15 protein-coding genes and 2 pseudogenes are annotated in these 17,774 nt (G+C 72.7%); 7 read left to right on the top strand and 10 right to left on the bottom strand.

Annotation, left to right across the window (positions count from 1 at the left end; all coding sequences use genetic code 11):
• Positions 1-312: 312 nt before the first annotated feature.
• The 3 genes and pseudogenes from ABZ883_RS40775 to ABZ883_RS40765 form a co-directional block, all read right to left on the bottom strand.
• Positions 313-438: pseudogene (locus ABZ883_RS40775) on the bottom strand (AraC family transcriptional regulator); the annotation flags it as partial.
• A 258-nt stretch (positions 439-696) separates the two neighbouring features.
• A complete protein-coding gene (locus ABZ883_RS40770; protein ID WP_360916573.1) occupies positions 697-1,026 on the bottom strand; it encodes an ATP-binding protein in 330 nt (109 codons plus the stop codon).
• Between the two features lie 189 nt (positions 1,027-1,215).
• Positions 1,216-1,347, bottom strand: a pseudogene (locus ABZ883_RS40765) (flavin reductase family protein); the annotation flags it as partial.
• A gap of 340 nt (positions 1,348-1,687) precedes the next feature.
• Between ABZ883_RS40765 and ABZ883_RS40760 the strand changes: the two are divergent.
• Both ABZ883_RS40760 and ABZ883_RS40755 read left to right on the top strand, forming a co-directional pair.
• Positions 1,688-2,710, top strand: a complete 1,023-nt coding sequence (locus tag ABZ883_RS40760) for an NlpC/P60 family protein (protein ID WP_360916570.1) — start codon at positions 1,688-1,690, stop codon at positions 2,708-2,710.
• A 139-nt stretch (positions 2,711-2,849) separates the two neighbouring features.
• Complete coding sequence (locus ABZ883_RS40755; protein ID WP_360916567.1) at positions 2,850-3,110, top strand: hypothetical protein; 261 nt, start codon at positions 2,850-2,852, stop codon at positions 3,108-3,110.
• Between the two features lie 72 nt (positions 3,111-3,182).
• Here the strand turns inward: ABZ883_RS40755 and ABZ883_RS40750 are convergent, their stop codons facing one another.
• Entirely contained in the window at positions 3,183-3,857 is a 675-nt protein-coding gene (locus ABZ883_RS40750; protein ID WP_360916564.1) for a histidine phosphatase family protein, read from the bottom strand.
• 444 nt (positions 3,858-4,301) lie between these two features.
• Between ABZ883_RS40750 and ABZ883_RS40745 the strand changes: the two genes are divergently transcribed.
• Positions 4,302-5,405, top strand: coding sequence for a histidine kinase (locus tag ABZ883_RS40745; protein WP_360916561.1), 1,104 nt, complete (start codon positions 4,302-4,304; stop codon positions 5,403-5,405).
• A gap of 36 nt (positions 5,406-5,441) precedes the next feature.
• Positions 5,442-5,618 carry a hypothetical protein gene (locus ABZ883_RS40740; protein ID WP_360916557.1) on the top strand — a complete coding sequence of 59 codons (177 nt, stop codon included), beginning with the start codon at positions 5,442-5,444 and terminating at the stop codon, positions 5,616-5,618.
• 17 nt (positions 5,619-5,635) lie between these two features.
• Here ABZ883_RS40740 and ABZ883_RS40735 read toward each other — a convergent pair whose 3' ends face one another.
• Positions 5,636-6,199, bottom strand: a complete 564-nt coding sequence (locus tag ABZ883_RS40735) for a PadR family transcriptional regulator (protein ID WP_360916555.1) — start codon at positions 6,197-6,199, stop codon at positions 5,636-5,638.
• A gap of 292 nt (positions 6,200-6,491) precedes the next feature.
• Here ABZ883_RS40735 and ABZ883_RS40730 point away from each other — a divergent pair, with 292 nt between their 5' ends.
• The 3 genes from ABZ883_RS40730 (at position 6,492) to ABZ883_RS40720 (ending at position 12,999) form a co-directional block, all read left to right on the top strand.
• Positions 6,492-10,097 (top strand): choice-of-anchor D domain-containing protein, encoded by a 3,606-nt coding sequence (locus ABZ883_RS40730; protein WP_360916552.1) that lies wholly within the window; start codon positions 6,492-6,494, stop codon positions 10,095-10,097.
• Between the two features lie 308 nt (positions 10,098-10,405).
• Positions 10,406-12,235 carry a BTAD domain-containing putative transcriptional regulator gene (locus tag ABZ883_RS40725; protein ID WP_360916549.1) on the top strand — a complete coding sequence of 610 codons (1,830 nt, stop codon included), beginning with the start codon at positions 10,406-10,408 and terminating at the stop codon, positions 12,233-12,235.
• Between the two features lie 98 nt (positions 12,236-12,333).
• Complete coding sequence (locus ABZ883_RS40720; RefSeq protein WP_360916546.1) at positions 12,334-12,999, top strand: hypothetical protein; 666 nt, start codon at positions 12,334-12,336, stop codon at positions 12,997-12,999.
• Positions 13,000-13,130: 131 nt separating this feature from the next.
• On the opposite strand, the gene ABZ883_RS40715 is transcribed toward ABZ883_RS40720, so the two are convergent.
• From ABZ883_RS40715 to ABZ883_RS40695, 5 genes are all read right to left on the bottom strand, one after another.
• Positions 13,131-14,300, bottom strand: a complete 1,170-nt coding sequence (locus tag ABZ883_RS40715) for a hypothetical protein (RefSeq protein ID WP_360916543.1) — start codon at positions 14,298-14,300, stop codon at positions 13,131-13,133.
• A 99-nt stretch (positions 14,301-14,399) separates the two neighbouring features.
• Positions 14,400-14,879, bottom strand: coding sequence for a phage tail protein (locus ABZ883_RS40710; protein ID WP_360916540.1), 480 nt, complete (start codon positions 14,877-14,879; stop codon positions 14,400-14,402).
• A gap of 176 nt (positions 14,880-15,055) precedes the next feature.
• Positions 15,056-17,026 carry a putative baseplate assembly protein gene (locus tag ABZ883_RS40705; RefSeq protein ID WP_360916538.1) on the bottom strand — a complete coding sequence of 657 codons (1,971 nt, stop codon included), beginning with the start codon at positions 17,024-17,026 and terminating at the stop codon, positions 15,056-15,058.
• A complete protein-coding gene (locus ABZ883_RS40700; protein WP_360916535.1) occupies positions 17,026-17,484 on the bottom strand; it encodes a GPW/gp25 family protein in 459 nt (152 codons plus the stop codon). The genes ABZ883_RS40705 and ABZ883_RS40700 overlap by 1 nt, the downstream gene beginning before the upstream one ends.
• A gap of 7 nt (positions 17,485-17,491) precedes the next feature.
• Positions 17,492-17,773, bottom strand: a complete 282-nt coding sequence (locus ABZ883_RS40695; RefSeq protein WP_360916532.1) for a PAAR domain-containing protein — start codon at positions 17,771-17,773, stop codon at positions 17,492-17,494.
• Position 17,774: the final 1 nt, after the last annotated feature.

Below are 17,774 nucleotides of genomic sequence, written 5' to 3'. Positions count from 1 at the left end.
CAGCCCGCCACCCTGCGCGTACCTCATGACCGTGGTGTACCGCGACGATCACAACCTGTCAGCACCCCACGACATCACGCATTACAAGTCAGTAGCGCGAAGGACGTTGATCGCCTCGGCGACTGCTGCCAAGCCCCCTCTGGCCTCCCGGTACTGCGTGCTGCCCGTCCGTCTGCCTGCGGCAACGGTCATAGCGGCGCAGCGCATCCAGAAGAGCCTCGCACCCAGCGACAATCTCTGGTGGCGACGAGAGGGCAATCCGACAGCGTCAGATGTAGAGGTCACGTCCGGAGCGGAGAGGAAAGGCGCACCTCAAAGCCCCTCAGCGGTGCGCCGCTCACCGGGCAGGCCATGAACCTGCCATTCGCGAGGCGTCATACCGTAAGCCGCCCGGAAGACACGGCTGAAGTGGCTGGGGCTCACAAAACCCCAGCGTCGGGTGCGCTGAACCGTTGTACCGGGACATCATGTACACGGGCAAGATGGTGCTCAACACGAGGTAGCGCATATCCATGCGCGGCGCGAGAACGGTCCTCGGTGGGGTCCACACATGTCGGAAGAGGAGAACCGCAGCGCCGCCAACCTGATATTGCTGCGCCAGGCGCATGCCAATGAGATCGACGACTTCCCCGAACGGTTCCCGGCAGATCGTGGATGCTGTGACTGCGGCACGGAACACACCGGGGTCCGGCCGGGTCAGGTCGCAGATGCCAGCAGTGTCAGCGAGCACGAGCACTGGCTCACCTGGGTACGCCGGTGCGAGCGCGGCAGCGCCCGCGTCGGCTCAATACGACCGGTGCGGGCGACCCGGATCCCGCAGTCGGCGGCCAGTTCCGCGACAGCGGTCATGAGGGCGATCTTGCCTGCCCCTGGCGGGCCGGTGACGATCAGGTTTTCGCCGACCCCGGCGTGCAGCCGGTCAAGCAGGAACGCGACTTTCACGAGTTCGCGATCACGACCGATGAGGAACTTGCCTTGCGATTCGGACGTTTGATCCGGTCGAGTCAACTGTCCGTGATCATGCATTGCATGCTCTTGTCATGTGCGACGACCGCTGTGACAGGCTACTGGGGCTGCTGCCGCGGCGGGAGGGGCTGTTCGTTCCTTCCGGTGGGGGTCGCCTGGAGATGACGAGTGCAGGCGAATCTCCTTGCAGAACCCCCTGACCAGGGCTAACGTACCTTGGGACCGCTACCGCTTTCCTCAGAACTTCGCAGGGGCGAGGTTCGCCGTTCCCGCCTCGCTCAGGGTCGACACCCACGCGATGGGCCGCGGCACGACCACGGAGGTCAGCAGCTTGTAGAACGGGTTGCGGCCCATGGCCTCGGGATCGAAGTCGATTCGCATGGGCGCCAGTATCCCCCTCGGCGGGTGCCCGCCCCAACGATCTTTCCGGGCCGGCGACCCGTAGCCCTGCGCCAACTCACCGTCACCTTAGGTGCGATGCGGGCAAAACGGGGGCTCGGTCGGACGACTTTATTTCGTAAGGGATTTGATCCGATCACAAGATGGTCACTAAGGTCATGCCTCGAACTTCTGTGCAGCGATCACCCAATCGGGGTGGCGGCAGAGGTCCCGCCGATCCCAAGCGGCGTGCGTACGACGGGGGACGCCGACGCTCGGGGCCGGGGAACCGCGGTTCCCGACGCATGCGGCAGGCGGCTGGAGGAAGAAGGAGCTCGCCTGCGTGGCGTCCCACCGTCGTCCCAAGCAGACCAGTCGCGCACGTGTCACCGTGCTCACCGCGACCGCCGCCGCAGCCGTGGCCCTCTCCGCCCAGGCCGCCCAGGCCGCCCCGGCCAAGCAGTCCGTCAAGAGCGTCAAGGCCAAGGTCGACGCGCTGTACGAGCAGACCGAGCAGGCCACCGAGAAGCTCAACGGCGCCAAGGCGAAGCAGGAGCAGTTGCAGAAGCAGGTCGAGGTCATCCAGGACGAGGTGGCCCGCCAGCAGGGCGAACTCAACGACCTCCAGGACGACCTGGGCGCCCTCGCCAGCGCCCAGTACCGCAGCGGCGGCATCGACCCCACGCTCCAGCTCTTCCTCTCCGCCGACCCGGAGAGCTACCTCGACAAGGCGTCCACGATCGAGGCGCTGAGCACCCAGCAGGCCGAGGGCCTGCGGCAGATCGCGGAGAAGAAGCGCAGCCTCGACCAGCAGAAGGCGGAGGCGGCGAGCAAACTCTCCGAGCTGGACCGGACCCGCACCGAACTGAGCAGGAACAAGAAGGCGGTCCAGGGCAAGCTGGCCGAGACGCAGAAGCTGCTGAATTCGCTGACGGCCGCTCAGCGCGCAGCGGTCGCCGCCGCGGACGTCCGTGGCGTCGGCGGCGAGCACGTCAACCTGGGCAACGACACCCCGGCTTCCGGCCGCGCCGCCGCCGCGCTCGCGGCCGCCCAGACCCGGATCAACATGCCGTATGTCTTCAGCCACACGGGTCCGACGTCCTTCGACTGCTCGGGCCTGACCATGTGGGCGTACGCCCAGGCCGATGTCAAACTGCCCCGGATGTCGCAGGACCAGGCCAACGCCGGCACCCGCCTGACGATGAGTCAGCTCAAGCCCGGCGACCTGGTGATCTTCTACGGCGACCAGCACCACGTCGGCCTCTACGCGGGCAACGGCATGGTCCTGCACGCGCCCCACTCCGGCGCGTTCGTCCGCTACGAGTCGATCAACAACATGCCGTTCCAGTTCGGGGTCCGCGTCTGACACGGGACCACCGGGCCGTCTTCACACCGGGTCCGGGGTACTCGGGGTGTCACAGCCGTGGCACCGCCCGGTCACGGGCCGCCCGGGCGGCGGAACGGCGGCGCATGATGCTCCCGTAGCCATCACCACGGGGGGAACCATGCGCACACGTACCGCCGCACTCGCGGCCGCCGTCGTCACCGCGGCGGCCGCCCTGCTGCTCACCGGCTGCGGCAGCGACGCCGCGTCCGACACGGCCGCCTGCAAGGCCGCCGTGACCGAGCTGTTCGACGACATCAAGAACAACTCCACCGACTTCAGCCGCCCGGGAGCCTGTGCGGGCATCGACGAGGCCACCCTTCAGGGCATCATCACCGAGGTCGGCCAGGAGCAGATGAAGGGCGCCGGCCTGGCACCCTGAGACGGCGTGAGAGGGGCGCCCGCGGCCGTCCGGCCGCGGGCGCCTTCGCGTCACAGCGTCACGAAAGCGGCGTCACGAGAGCGGCGGCGCCGCGGCCTTCTCCTGCTCCACCGGCGCGTGGCGCCGGGGGGAGCCGAAGGGCGCCCCGTTGACCGCTATGGGCACGCTTCCCGCCGGCCGGGAGGAGTCGCGGTCCGCCTCGTAGGCGGGGGTGACCTGCCAGCCGTGGTCCGTGGAGACCAGCGACACCGACGACAGCGGCCGCACGTCGAGGTGCCAGAAGGTCCTCGCGGGCGCGGAGAGTGCGTGCACGAGCAGGGCGCGGGCGACGGCGGGCTCGACCACGGCCAGCGTCGGCCGGGTGCCGCGCGGCAGTTTGACGAGCCAGTCGGCGGCCCGGTCGCAGAGCTGCCGGACGGATTCGCCGCCGTGCGGTGCGGCGTCCGGGTCGGTCAGCCAGGTGGACAGGCCGTAGGGGTCCATGGCCGCGATCTCCCCGCGGGTGTGGCCCTTCCAGCGCCCGTAGTCCAGGTCCCGCAGTGCGGGCTCGACGGTCGGTTCGAGGCCGAGAGCGGCCGCCGTCCGTGCGCAGCGTGCCGAGGGCGCCCGGATGGTCAGCGGGTGGGTGACGAACGCGGGCAGCGCCATGCTGCCGGGCAGCCGCTTCCCCGCGGGCTCGTCGCCGAAGACCGCTTCGCGTCCGCTGGTCTCGGTGGCCGCGCACAGAAGGGTCAGGTGGATCGCCATACGGTGGCCTCCTTCCTTTCCCGGTCGGGTACCGGGCCGTGTTGCGAGGCTCCGGCAACCGTTCTCCCACACGGTCCGTGGGCTGTCTGCCGCCACTCGGGTGACGAGGCGACGTGAGAAGGCCGCAGGCGCCGGCCATGGGTGCTGCGGTTCGTGGCTGCCGCGTGGCAGTGCGGACATCTTTTTTCCTGGTTACAGCATCCCGCCGGGCCTCGCCGGGATCCATCCTCCAGTCGGCGGCGGCTGCCTCCACCGACCGGCGGGACGGCATCCGCCATCCGGCCGGTGCGGCGGCGCGCGGACGGGGTACGGCCGCGGGCGGGGTAGGCATCGGGCATGGGCCCATGCCGTGCGGCGCGCACGATTCTGCAGGCCCCGGCCGCTCGGCGCGTGCTCCGGGCCGGTGCGGGCGCCGGTGCCCGCCTCCGGCGGGTGGGGCGGCGGATGCGGTTCCGCGGCCCGCCGCTCCTGCTGCTGGACGTGCTGCTCGTCTTCTTCGCGCTGCTCGACGTCCGCGTGAACGTCCATTTCGACGACTCCGCCAGCCTGGCGTGGGGCCTGACGGCCGCGCTCTCGCTGATGCTGCGGCGCCACCGCCCGCTGATCACGTTCCTGCTGACCCTGCCCGCCGTGCTCGTCTCGTCCGCGGTCTTCGCCTCGCTGGCTGCCCTGTACACGCTGGCCACGTTCACGCGGCGCCGCATGCTGCTGGCGTTCTGCGGGGTGGCCTTCACGCTGTGCGACGTGCCGCCGTGGCCGTCCCCGCGGTTCGATCTCACGGAGACGGCGACCTTCATCACCCTCGGCTACACCGCGACGACGGCGGCCGCCCCGCTCTTCCTCGGGCAGCTGGTGCAGGCCCGTCGCGACCTGTCCCTGCGGCTCCGTGAGATCTCCGAGGCACGCGACCACGAACGCCTGCTCACCGCCCAGACGGTGCTGGCGACGGAACGCGCCCAGTTGGCGCGGGAGATGCACGACGTCGTCTCCCACCAGGTCAGCCTGATCGCCGTGCAGGCGGGTGCGCTGCAGGTCGGCGCGCCGAACGCGGCCGTCAAGGAGACAGCGGGGACGATCCGGCGGCTGAGCGTGCAGACCCTGGACGAACTGCGGCACATGGTGGACGTCCTGCGCGCGGCCGGCAGCCGTCCGACCGAACTGACCCCGCAGCCGTCCGTGTCGGACCTGGAACGGCTGGTCGGCGGCAGCGGCATCGAGGCCGAGCTCGACATGGACCTGCCGGAAGGGCTCCCGGCGCCCGTCCAGCGCGCCGTCTACCGCACGGTGCAGGAGGCGCTGACCAATGTGCGCAAGCACGCGCCCGGCGCGACCGCCTCCGTGCGGGTCCGGCGCGAGGCCGGCGTCGTCCGGGCCACGGTCACCAACGGCCAGCCCACCCGCCGCCCGCTCCCGCTGCCGAGCGCGCGGTACGGCCTGGTCGGGCTGCGGGAGCGCGCCGCCCTGCTGAACGGCACGTTCAGTTCGGGCCCGACGGCGGAGGGGGGGTACGAGGTCCGTCTGGAGCTCCCGGTCGAGGGCCCGGACTGAAGGCACCCGTACGGAGTGTCTCCGCCGGGTGGGGCGGTGCCGATGGTCCGGCAGTGCATTCACGGCGCCGACGAGCCCGAGCCGCACGATGTACCGCGGCCGCCGGCCCGGGACCCCGCCACCGAGGCGCGCCCCCTGCTGCTGCAGGTGCTCGACGAGCTGTGCGCACGCGGCCTCCTGCGTCTGGACCGGCGCGCAGGGGACGACCGCTGAGGCAGCCCCTCCCGCGCTCAGGCCGGGAGCGAGGCCCGTTGTTCCAGGATGCTCAGCGCCCGCTCGGCCCAGAGGATGTTCTCCGTCTCGAAGGCGCGTCCCCGCATGAGGGTCAGGTACGGGCCGATCCGGTCGCTCCCGGCAAGGAACTGCTCCTCGGTGCGCCCGGCGAGCAGGCGGGCGCGGTCCTGGTCGTAGCGGGCCAGTTTGGCCCGCGCCGACTCCAGGCGTTCCGCGATCGCGGTGCGCACGGCGGTCGCGTCTCCCCCGTCCACCGCCTGCACCTTGACCAGCAGCTCGTCGCGGATGGCGGTCGGCCGGGGAGGTTCAGCGGTGAAGTCGTGGAGCGCCTGCTGCCCGGCCCCGGTCAGTGAGTACAGGCGCTTGTTGGGCCTGCGCTCCTGCTGGACGACCCGGGCCTCGATGAGGCCTTGGGACTCCATGCGGTCCAGCTCCTTGTACAGCTGCTGGGGCGTCGCCATCCAGAAGTTGGCCACCGACGCGTCGAACCTCTTGGAGAGGTCGTAGCCGGAAGCCTCCCCCTCCAGAAGGGCCGCCAGTACCGCGTTGCGCAATGCCATACCCGGATATTACGCCTTCTTGAACAGGCGAAGAGACCGCTGCCGACCGGTCCCGCGACCTGGTGAGCGGCACGGGATATGACGAATCGTCAGCAGTTCGCACGGCATGGACCCCTTGCCACCGGCTTCTTCCTCACGTCTGCGAACGCAGAATCTTGCGCAAAAAAGTTACTTTCTCACGAGGATGCGCCGGGATATTGCGCGGGTGTATCCGCGACATTACGGTGCCCCTTGCGTTGGCGCTCCACCCCCCTGGTACAGAACGGATATTCTGCGCCGAAAGGAGCATGTGATGTTGCGTATACCCCCCATCCTCCGAGGCCGGAGACGGCCGTCCCTGAGACGAGCCGTCGCCGTCGCGGCCGGCACGGCCCTGCTCACCACCGGCGGCACGATCGCGCTGGGCGCCGCCCCGGCCTTCGCCGCGGCCGCCACCGGCGGCAGCGGGGCGAACCTGCCCTACGTCGAGGTGCAGGCGGAGAACTCCGCCACCAACGGCACGGTGATCGGCCCGAGTTGGACCTACGGCGAGCTCGCTGACGAGGCGTCCTACCGCAAGGCGGTGACCCTCCAGGGCAGCGGCAAGTTCGTCACCTTCACCACCCCCGTGGCGACCAACTCGATCGACTTCCGCTACAGCATCCCGGACAGCTCCGGCGGCTCGTCCTACACCGCCCCGCTGTCCTTCGCCATCAACGGCGCCGCACAGCCCGACTTCACCCTCACCAACGCCTACAGCTGGTACTACGGCAGCTACCCGTTCACCAACACCCCGGGCAGCAACCGGCACCACTTCTACGACGAGGTCCACCGGCTGCTGCCGCAGACGTATCCGGCGGGCACCACCTTCACCCTCCAGGTGGGCTCCGGCGGCACGACGACCACCATCGACTTCGCCGACTTCGAGCAGGTCGGCGCGGCGCTGTCGCAGCCGTCCGGCTCGGTCTCGGTCACGTCCAAGGGCGCCGACCCGACCGGTGGCAGCGATGCCACGGCGGCCTTCAACGCGGCGATCAGCGCGGCCGGAGCCGGCGGCACGGTGTGGATACCGCCGGGCACGTTCAAGATCCCCGGCCACATCACGGTCAACAACGTCACCGTGGCCGGCGCGGGCATGTGGTACTCGACGGTGACCGGTGCGGCGCCCGGCTTCTACGGCCTCGGCGAGCCCGACAGCTGCGGGGTCGGCGGCAACCGCGGGGTCAGCAGCGGTGTCCACCTCTCCAACTTCGCGATCTTCGGCCAGGTCGGCACCCGGAACGACTGCGACCAGGTCAACGGCATCGGCGGCGCGATGAGCAACTCCTCCGCGTCGAACATCTGGATCGACCACCTGAAGGTCGGCGCCTGGATGGACGGCCCGATGGACAAGCTGACGTTCAGCGGGCTGCGGATCCGCGACACCACCGCCGACGGTGTCAACTTCCACGGCGGCGTGACCAACTCGACCGTCACCAACAGCGACATCCGCAACACCGGTGACGACGGACTGGCCACCTGGGCGGACGCCGCTCTCGGCGCCGACGTCAACGACACGTTCTCCAACAACACCGTGCAGATGCCGATCCTGGCCAACGGCATCGCGATCTACGGCGGGCACGACAACACGGTGAGCGGCAACCTGGTGGTGGACGCCGGCCTGGCGCAGGGCGGCGGCATCCACGTCGGCCAGCGCTTCACCTCCACGCCGGTCGGCACCACCAACATCACCGGCAACACCATGATCCGGGACGGCAGCCTCGACCCGAACTGGCAGTTCGGCGTCGGCGCGCTGTGGTTCGACGGCAGCCAGGGCGCGATCACGGGCCCGATCAACGTGACCAACGCGCTCATCCAGCAGAGCCCCTACGAGGCCGTGCAGTGGGTCGAGGGCACGGTCAGCGGCGTCCACCTCAGCAATGTGACGATCGCCGGCACCGGCACGTTCGCGCTGCAGGAACAGACGGGCGGCGCGGCCACGTTCACCAATGTCACGGCGACCGGCGTCGGTGCGCCGTCGCCCGTCTACAGCTGCGAGGGCTCCAACTTCGCCGTCACCGACGGCGGCGGCAACTCCGGCATCTCCGGGACGCCCTTCTGCGGCGGCTTCCCCGCCCCGGTCTTCCCGCCCTACCCGCCCACGGGTGTCACCGCCTCCCCCGGAGCGCTCAACTTCGGTTCGGTGGCAACCGGTTCCACCAGCGCCGCACAGACCGTGACGGTGTCCAACCCGACCGGCACCGCCGCCGCCGTGACCGCGCTGGCCGCCTCGGGCGACTTCGCGCAGACCAGCACCTGCGGCACATCGGTACCGGCGAACGGCTCCTGCACCGTCAGCGTCACCTTCCGGCCGACCGCGACCGGGGAACGCACCGGCACCCTGGCCCTCACCGCGGGCGGCAACACCAGCACCGTCTCGCTGACCGGTACGGGCACCGCGCCCGGCCCGGTGCTGAACACCAACCCGGCCGCTCTCACCTTCGCCGGTACGGTCGTCGGCTCGACGGCCGCCGCGCAGACGGTGACCGTCACCAACTCCGGCACGAGCGCGGCCACCGTCTCGGCCGTCGCGGCGACCGGCGACTTCAGTGAGACCGACAACTGCGGCTCCCTGCCGGTCGGTTCGTCCTGCGTGGTCACCGTGGCCTTCAAGCCGACCGCGGGCGGCGCCCGCAGCGGCACGCTGACGCTGACCAGCAACGCCAACAACAGCCCGACGAAGGTCGCGCTCGGCGGCACCGGCATCGACAGCGGCACGAACATCGCGGCCGGACGTCCCGCGTCGGCGAGTTCCGCCAACGGCACCTTCGCCGCGGGCAATGTCACCGACACGGACGCCGCCACGTACTGGGAGAGCGCGGGCGGCGCCTTCCCGCAATGGGTGCAGGTCGACCTCGGCCAGAACTTCAGCGTCGGCAAGGCCGTGCTGAGGCTCCCGCCGTCCACCGCGTGGGCCACCCGCACCGAGACCCTGTCCGTGCAGGGCTCCACCAACGGCAGCAGCTTCGACACGCTGGCCGCGTCCGCCCCGCTGACCTTCGACCCGAACGCCAACAACAACACGGTGACCGTCACCTTCCCGGCGGCGACGGCCCGCTACGTGCGGATCAACATCACCGCCAACACCGGCTGGAACGCGGCCCAACTGTCCGACCTCCAGGTCTTCCCGAGCGGCGGCAGCGGCAACCCGCAGGCGACCTTGTCGGTCAGCCCGTCCTCGCTCACCTTCGGCACGCAGGCACCCGGCACGACCAGCGCCGCGCGGAACGTCACGGTGACCAACACCGGTACGGCCGCCGCGACGATCTCCTCGGTCACCGCCTCCGGCGACTTCGCGCAGAGCAACACCTGCGGCACGTCCCTCGCGGCGGGGGCAGGCTGCACGGTCGCGGTGACGTTCACCCCGACCGCGTCCGGCACCCGCACCGGCACCCTGACCATCAACGGCAACGCCGCCAACAACCCGGTCACCGTCGCGCTGTCCGGCACCGGCAGCGGCACCGTGGCGACCAACCTGGCGGCCGGCCGGCCGACCACCGAGTCCAGCCACACCGACGTCTACCCGTCCTCGAACCTGACCGACGGCAACCAGGCCAGCTACTGGGAGAGCGCCAACAACGCCTTCCCGCAGTGGGCGCAGGTCGACCTCGGCTCCGCCCAGAGCGTCAGCAAGGTCGTCCTCCAACTGCCGGCCGGCTGGGGCGCCCGCAACGAGACGCTGTCGCTCACCGGCAGCACCGACGGCTCGGCGTTCAGCACGCTGAAGTCGTCCGCGTCCTACAGCTTCACCCCGGGCGCGAACAACACCGTCACCATCACCTTCCCCGCCACGACCCAGCGCTGGGTCCGGGTGACGGTCACCGCCAACGACGGCTGGCCCGCGGGTCAGCTCTCGGAGTTCCAGGTCTGGAACACCTGACCCGGAACGGACCACCGGACGCCGGTGCCGCGGGGCGCGCACGCGCCCCGCGGCACCGGCGTCCGTGCTGTGCCCGGGCCGCCGCGGCAAGGGTCATGATCCAGAGCCGTTACGAATCCGTACCCATGTACCCGGACGCGTCTCAACTCCGTGGCGGAGCCCACCGCTCCCTAGCGGGTGACACCACGGCTGCCTAGAGTGATGGGTGATCCCTCCTCCGCCCGCCGCCAGCGGGTCTGCCCGGCACCCTCCGGGCAGTCAGGAATCCACCTCGGTCCCCGCCCGGTCACGGGAAGGAGCCCTTCGTCGTGGCGCAGCCCCCTACGATGCCGCCCACCGGGTCCGGTCCCCTCCGGCCCCGCGTCGTGGACCTGCTCTCCGGACACCAGGCCTCACCCCTCGCGCTCGTCGTCGCGCCCGCGGGGTACGGCAAGTCCATCGTGCTGGCCCACTACGCCGACTCCTTCGCCGCGAGGGGCAAGGTGATCAGCTGGCGGCCGTACCGCGACACGCGTGAGGCGGCCCCCCTGCTGGACCGCCTGATGCGGAAGCTGCTGGAAGCCGGCCCCGACGGCGGGCACTCCACGGCGGAACCCCCGGTGCCGGCCACGGTCGAGTCGGTGCTCACGGCCGTCGAGCGGCGCGCCGGGCCGGTGCTGATGCTCGTCGACGACGTCCACCTCGTGCACGGCACACCGGTGGAGGACGCGCTGGAGGAATTGGCGCTGCTGGCACCGCCGAACCTGCGGATCGTGCTCGCCGGGCGAAGACGGCCCTCGATCAATCTGGCCCGGCACGAACTCTCCGGGACCGTCGTCGTCACCGCGGACCAACTCGCCCACGACGAGGCGGAGTTCCGGCAGGCGCTGGCGACGGCAGACCCGCCGGGCGGCGCACCGGCGACCGCGCGGGAGTACGAGACGCTGAGCCGGCTGACGCGGGGCTGGCCGGTCGCGCTCCGGCTGTGCCTCCAAGTGCCGCGCCGGGACACCGACCGGGCCGGCGCCGTACTCGCTTCGGCCGCGGTACGCGGCTACCTCGATCGCGAAGTGCTGGGTGTGCTGCCCGGCCGGCTCGCCGAGGCGTTCGCCGAGATCTGCCGGACCTCGCAAGGACCGTGGCTCACCGACGACGGCTCCGGTGTCCTGGACGAGCTGGAGGACGGCTACGGGCTGGTGTCACGCCGCACCGAGGGCAGGTACGACTGCGTGCCGCTGCTCCGTGAGCACCTGCGGCTCCGCGCCGCCGCGGCTCCCACCGCGCGGGCCGCCCGGCCGGCTCCCCTTCCTGCCGCCCGCCCGGCCGCTCAGGACAGCCCCGGCCCGCTGACGCTGCGCTGCTTCGGCCGCTTCGAAGCGACGCTCGGGGACCGGGTGCTGGACTGGCGGACGACCCGGCCCCGGGTCCGGGCGCTGGCCCGGCTGCTGGCCGTGCACGCGGGGCAACCGGTGCACCGCGAACGGCTGATGGCAGCCCTGTGGCCGGAGACCCCGGAACGGAACGCGGGCCGCGGGCTCCAGGTCGCGGTCTCCGCACTGCGCACGTTCCTGGAGCCCGGCATCGACCGCGGGGCGAGCCGCATCCTCTTACGGTCCGGCGAGGCGTACATGCTCTCGCCGCAACCGGGCGGGAGCTGCGACGTGCAGCGGTTCGAGGCCGCCGTGACGACCGGGATGCGCCTGCTGTCGCACGGATCGGTGGACCAGGCCGCGGAGTCGCTCGGCCTGGCGCTGCACCTCTGCACCGGTGAACTCCTGCCCGAGGACGGGCCTGCGGAGTGGGTGGTACCGCTGCGGGAGTACCACCGCGCCCAACTGGTGCGCGCCGCCCTGACGCTCGCCGAGGTCGAACTCGGCCGCGACCGCCCGCAGACCGCGGTCGCCGCGGCCCACCACGCACTGTCCGTCGACCCCTTCCAGGACGCCGCCTGGCGCCTGCTGGTGCTGGCGCACCGGCGCGCGGGCGACCCGGTCGCGGCCCACCAGGCCCAGCTGCGGCACGCACGAATCCTGGAGGAACTCGGCGTCCGCCCACCCGGCACCGCCCCGGAGCCGGACGCCGCCACACGGCGCGGCCTCGCCGGGCTGCCGACCGCCCGGCCCCGCGAACACCCCAGGCTCGACGTCAGCCCCGCTTGAAGCACCCCGCGGCGCCCGGCTGATGGGCGCCGCCCGCCGAGCTCGACCTCGGCCGCGACCACCCGCCTACCGCGGTCGCCCCGGCACACCAGGCCCAGTTGCGGCACGCACGGATCCTGGAGGAACTCGGCGTCCGCCCACCCGGCACCGCCCCGGAGCCGGACGCCGCCACGCGGCGCGGCCTCGGCGGACTGCCGACCGCCCGGCCCCGCGAACACCCCAGGCTCGACGTCACCCAGCTGATGCCCGCCACCCCGACCGCCGAGATCGAACCCCGGCCGAAGGCCGCGGCCCACCACGCACTGTCCGTCCACCCCTTCCAGGACGCGGCCCGGCGCCTGCTGGCGCTCGCGCACCGGCGGCCCGGCGACCCGGTCGCGACACACCAGGCCCAGCTGCGGCACGCACGGATCCTGGAAGAACTCGGCGTCCGCCCACCGAGGACCGGGGCAGAGCCGGACGCCGCCACGCGCCACGGCCTCGCCGGGATACCGGCCGCCCGGCCCCGCGAACACCCCAGGCTCGACGTCACCCAGCTGATGCCCGCCACCCCGACCGCCGAGATCGAACCCCGGCCGAAGGCCGCGGCCCACCACGCACTGTCCGTCGCCCCCTTCCAGGACGCGGCCCGGCGCGCCGGTCGCGACACACCAGGCCGAATTGTGACAAGCACGCATCCCGGAAAGGCGCCACGCGGCACGGTCTCGGCGGGACACCGGCCGCCGGGCCCCCCGAGCACCCGGGGCTCGACGTCAGCCGGCTGAGGTGTGCCACCCTGACGCCCGCAGAAGTCGAGCACGGCCACGACCGCCTACGGACCACGATCGCAACGGCAGGCGCGCGCATCCCGGACGGTGCCGCGCGGCGCGGCAACGCGCGCACCCGGGGCTCGACGTCAGCCCCGCTTGAAGAACTCCACCTCGCCCACGGCGACCCGGTGTCCGCTACCAGCGCCGTAGGCGTTCTCGATCGTGAGCCGGACGCGGACGACGTCGCTCACCGCGATGTGGAACTTCTGCTCGCCGGCGCTGTCGGCGAGGTTCACCGTGTGCTGGGTGACCGTGCCGTGCGCGTCGGTGACCGTGGCGAGCAGGGTCTGCGGGCGGCCCTGGGTGAGGAACTGCTGGGCGTTGGTGGAGATGCCCGGGTAGACGATCACGTCGAGCAGCCGGAACGGCTCGTCGAACCGCGCCTCCAGGTACTGCCCCTTGCCGTCGCCCTCGCGGTCCGGTGCCCAGTAGCGGTCGGTCGTGCCGTCCACCGCCAGGGAGGCGGCATGTCCGCGGGACGCGCTCGATGCGCTGACGCCCACCGCGTGCACCTGCTGGGCGGTGGCGAGGCGGTCCTTCACCGCTTCCGTCGCCTGGCGCAGTTGGGGCCGCAGGGCGAAAACAGCGGCGCAGAGCACGGCGACCACGAGGACGGGGACCAGGAACCGCGGCCGGCGCACCCGCCCGGAGAATCCCGGCCCCGGCCGGTCGCCGGCTGCCGGGGCGGTGCGCGGACGGCGGGTGAACAGCCTGCGCCACCACGACGCCCGCGGCGCGGCCGGGGCGTCGGCCAGAGAGGTACCGCAGCGACGGCAGAACCGCCGGGTGGGAACGTTGCCCGCACCGCACTGACCGCAGATCAGGTCACCCGGCGCGGGCGGCGGTTCGTCCGGGGCGGACACCGCGGTGGGGCGGGGGCGCGCCGCAACGGGCTCTCCGGCGCGCGGTTGCACGGGACCCGCGGACGGCTGGACGGGGGCCGTGACGGCGCTCGCGGCGGATCCCGGGGCAGGCGCGGCCTGCATGGGCACGGCCTGCACGGGCGCTGTTTCCGGGCGCGGCGGAACGTCCGGCGGCACGGCGGGCGCCTCGGCGGGCGATTCCGCGCGCACGCTCGTCCGCGGGGCGGGCTGCTCCGGCACGGCGGCGGCCGGGCGCGGGCTCGTGGCGGCGGCCGGCTCCGTCCACTCCAGGAACGCCCCGCACGATCCGCAGAACTGCTCGCCCGGCTCGCACCGCTTCCCGCACTGCGTGCACTCGATCACTTTCCGCTCTCCCCCTGTCGTGGTGCTCATGTGCTCCGCCCGATTCCATGGTCACCACCGGCGGTGTCCCCCGGTAGCCGCTCCGGGGCAGCCGGGAGGACCGCCTGCGTGCCCTTTCGGGCGGGACGGTCAGCCGGGGACGACCTCGACGGTGAACGGGAGATGGGCCGGCCGGCCGCGCGCGACGAGAGCGGTCAGGGCGCGGGCGTCGAACGCCTCGGGGTCGGGGACGCGGACCCGTACGGACAGCCGGGGTTCGGGCGAGCCCGGCAGCGGGGTCCCCGGTGTGACGGATCCGGTCGCTCCGCCGTTCTCCTCGATCTCGGCCTCGACACCGAAGGCGCGGCGGATCTCCTCGGCGAGGCCGGCCCGTGTGCCCCGCAGGGCGTGGGTCCGTACGGCACCGGAGATCTCGGAGCGGCGCGCGGCGCCCACCGGCCCGTCCGCAGGCCGCGCGCCGACCCATGCCGCCAGCAGCACGGTGAAGTCGGCCGGGGCGAGCGCGGGGTCGAGATAGGCGGCCAGGTTGTCCAGGGTGCCGGGGACCGGCGCCAGTACTTCGTCGAGCCCCGCGGTGAAGCGCTGGACGAAGTCGTCGTCGGCGTACACGCCGGGCAGTTGGAGCCCCAGTGGGTACCGTGAGATCAGCCCGGGAACGAGCGCACGTCCGCCTCCACCGTCCCCGGGTGCGGGTGCGGGTGCGGGTGCGGGCACAGGCTCGGCGGGCTCGCGCCCTGCCTTTCGGTAGTTGATCCCCTCGCCGCCCGTCGGCGGCACACCACCGCTCATGCGCCCGTCACCCGCACCTGGTGGTCGTAGGAGAAGACCAGCGCGCCCGCCGCCAGGTCGACCCGGTCGGTGGGCTCGCCGCGGCGATGGCTGCCGGGGTCCGCGGGGAAGAGCTTCACGCCCTCCACGAGTTCGACGCCCGGCACCTGCTGGAGCACCGCGAAGACCTCGCCGGACTGCACCGACCGGCCGAAGGGCCAGCCGGCCCTGTCGGCGCCGCCGGTCAGGGGGTTGAGGTGGCGGTAGAGGGCGGTCAGCGCGTCCTGCTGGACGCGTGCGGGCGACGCGGACGACGTCGCGCGGAGGGTGGTGACGACGGTGACGCCCTGGTAGAAGGGGGGTTCGACGACGAGCCGGGTGCCCAGCGCGCGCTGCGCGTCGAGGCGGGTGACCACCCGCGCCACCAGCTCCTCCGGGCAGGCCAGCCCTTCGAAGGCGAGGCGGCCCGAGGTGTCGGCCTCCGCCCAGGGCACGAGCAGCACGCGCACGCCGCCCGCGTCGGTCCCGCTCTCCGCGGCCACGCACCGCACCCGGGCGATCTCGGGCGCGGCTTGGCGGGCGAGGTACTCGTAGTCCTCTGCGGTGACGGCCCGTTCACGGGAGCGCAGCGAGAGCGCGCCGCGCAGCTTGGCGTTCTCGACGTCCTCGCCGTCGACCCCGCCGTTGGCGGCGGCGCGGTTCCCGACGCGTGCGATGTACGGGATCGAGCTGCGCAGCACGGACAGCGCGCCGCGTGCGACGTTGCCGCGCCGGCCGCCGCCGGTCAGGTAGGGGCGGACGCGGATCGGCACACCCTGCGGCGGCACGGCGCCGTACTGCTTGAGGGAGCCGTCGGGTTCCCGCACCGCGGGTCCGAAGGCGATCTCCCCGCTGCTGCGGTCGAGCCGCACATGGTGGTCGCCGGGCCCCGAGTCGCCGAAGTGCCCGACCTCCGCCCACTCCTGCGCGCCCTCGGCGGTGAGGGTCTCGACGGTGAAGGGCTCACGGCCGGCGACGACGGGCGGCCGGGCCACGGCGAAGACCTGCCCCGGCACGCCCTCGGACAGGCCCAGCACCTCGCCGGCGGCGCGTTCGGCGTGCGCGGCGGGCGCGGTGCCGCCGATGGTGAACGCGGTGGCGGACAGCAGCCGCGGGCTCGCCGAGTAGGGGCGGCGGACCCCGTCCGGCGGCAGCACGCGGGCGCGCAGCCAGCCGGCCCGGCGCCCGGCCTCGGCGACGGCCACATGGCCCTCGGGCACGTGGACGAGCACGTCACCGGGCCGGTTGAAGCCGCCGCTGCCGTCACGCTCGACCTCGCACGGAGTCCAGCCTTCCGCGGTCCGTGCCTCCCACACCAGCGGCGGGTCGTCCGGGTCGATCCCGTGGCCCGCGACGGGGAACGCCAGCCGCAGCGCGACGACGCAGGACGGGACGGCCGTGGACAGCCCGAACAGTACGGTGTCGCCCGGCTGCGGGACGTCGCTGAAACAGGCCACGCCCCGGCCGCCCGCGAGTTCGGCGGTCCGGTCCGCCGCGGCCGGTACGGCACCCTGGCCGCGCGGGTCCGCGGGCCGCACCGCGAGGACCGCCAGTTCGCAGGGCACGACGATCAGGTCGCGCAGGGTGCTGAAGACGACGGCCTGTTCGGTCTCGCTGCGGACGGTGGCGACCTCGGTGCCCTCCCGGACCGCCACCGGGCCCGGCTGCGGGGCGGAGAGCCAGAAGGTGACGTCGGTGCGGGCCGCGGCCGGCGGGAAGAGCCGCAGTCCGATCAGGTCGAGCAGCGCCACGTGGTGCTTGTCGGGCACCCGGTTGAGCCGGTAGATCAGCTGGTCGACCATGTGCGCGAAGGTCTCGATGAGGGTGACGCCGGGGTCGGAGACATTGTGGTCGGTCCACTCGGGGCAGCGCTGCTGCACCATCCGCTTGGCCTCGTCCACGAGGTCCTGGAACCTGCGGTCGTCCAGATGGGGGCGGGGCAGGGACATCAGCGGCCACCTCCGTCGGCGGAACCGTGCGGGCCGGCGGGCGCGTCCGCGCCCGCCCCGCCGTCGTGCGAGGGGATCACGTAGAACGGGAAGACCAGGTTGCGCGGGTCGTTGGTGCCGCGCAGCGCGTATCTGAGGTCGATGTAGAGCGTGCCGGAGTCGACCCCGTCGAAGGTGACGGTGACGTCGACGAGGTCGACCCGCGGCTCCCACCGTTCCAGCGCGACCCGCACCTCGTAGGCGATCCGGCCCGCGGTGGCGGCGTCCGCGGGCGCGAACACGTAGTCGTGGATGCCGCAGCCGAACAGCGGCCGCATGGGGCGTTCGCCGGGAGCGGTGGCCAGGATCAGCCGGATGCTCTCCTCGATCTCCCGTTCCCTGACGACCAGGGCCACCGAGCCGGTGGCGTCGGTGCGCGCGGGGAAGGCCCAGCCGGCGCCGATGAACTGCTCTCCCACGGCCCGGTCACCCGCCGATCAGTACGGTCGGGGCGCCCATCACGATCGGCGCCCCGCAGACCGCGAGGTCGCCGACCCGGGCGGCGGGCATGCCCCCGATGAGGACGGTCGGGCAGCCGGGCGGTGCGATCGCGGACGACGGGTGCACGGCGGGCGGCGGGAACGAGCAGATGTGCGGGGTGCCGACCACGGCCGCGGGCATGCCGGCGATCAGCACGGTGGGCACGCCGGGCGGCCCGATGACACCGGGGTGCCCGGTGGGGTCGGCGACTCTGGCTGCTGGGGGCATT

The organism is Streptomyces sp. NPDC046977, assembly GCF_040644455.1.
Classification (GTDB): domain Bacteria; phylum Actinomycetota; class Actinomycetes; order Streptomycetales; family Streptomycetaceae; genus Actinacidiphila.
This window is presented reverse-complemented; position numbering and strand designations above follow the sequence as displayed.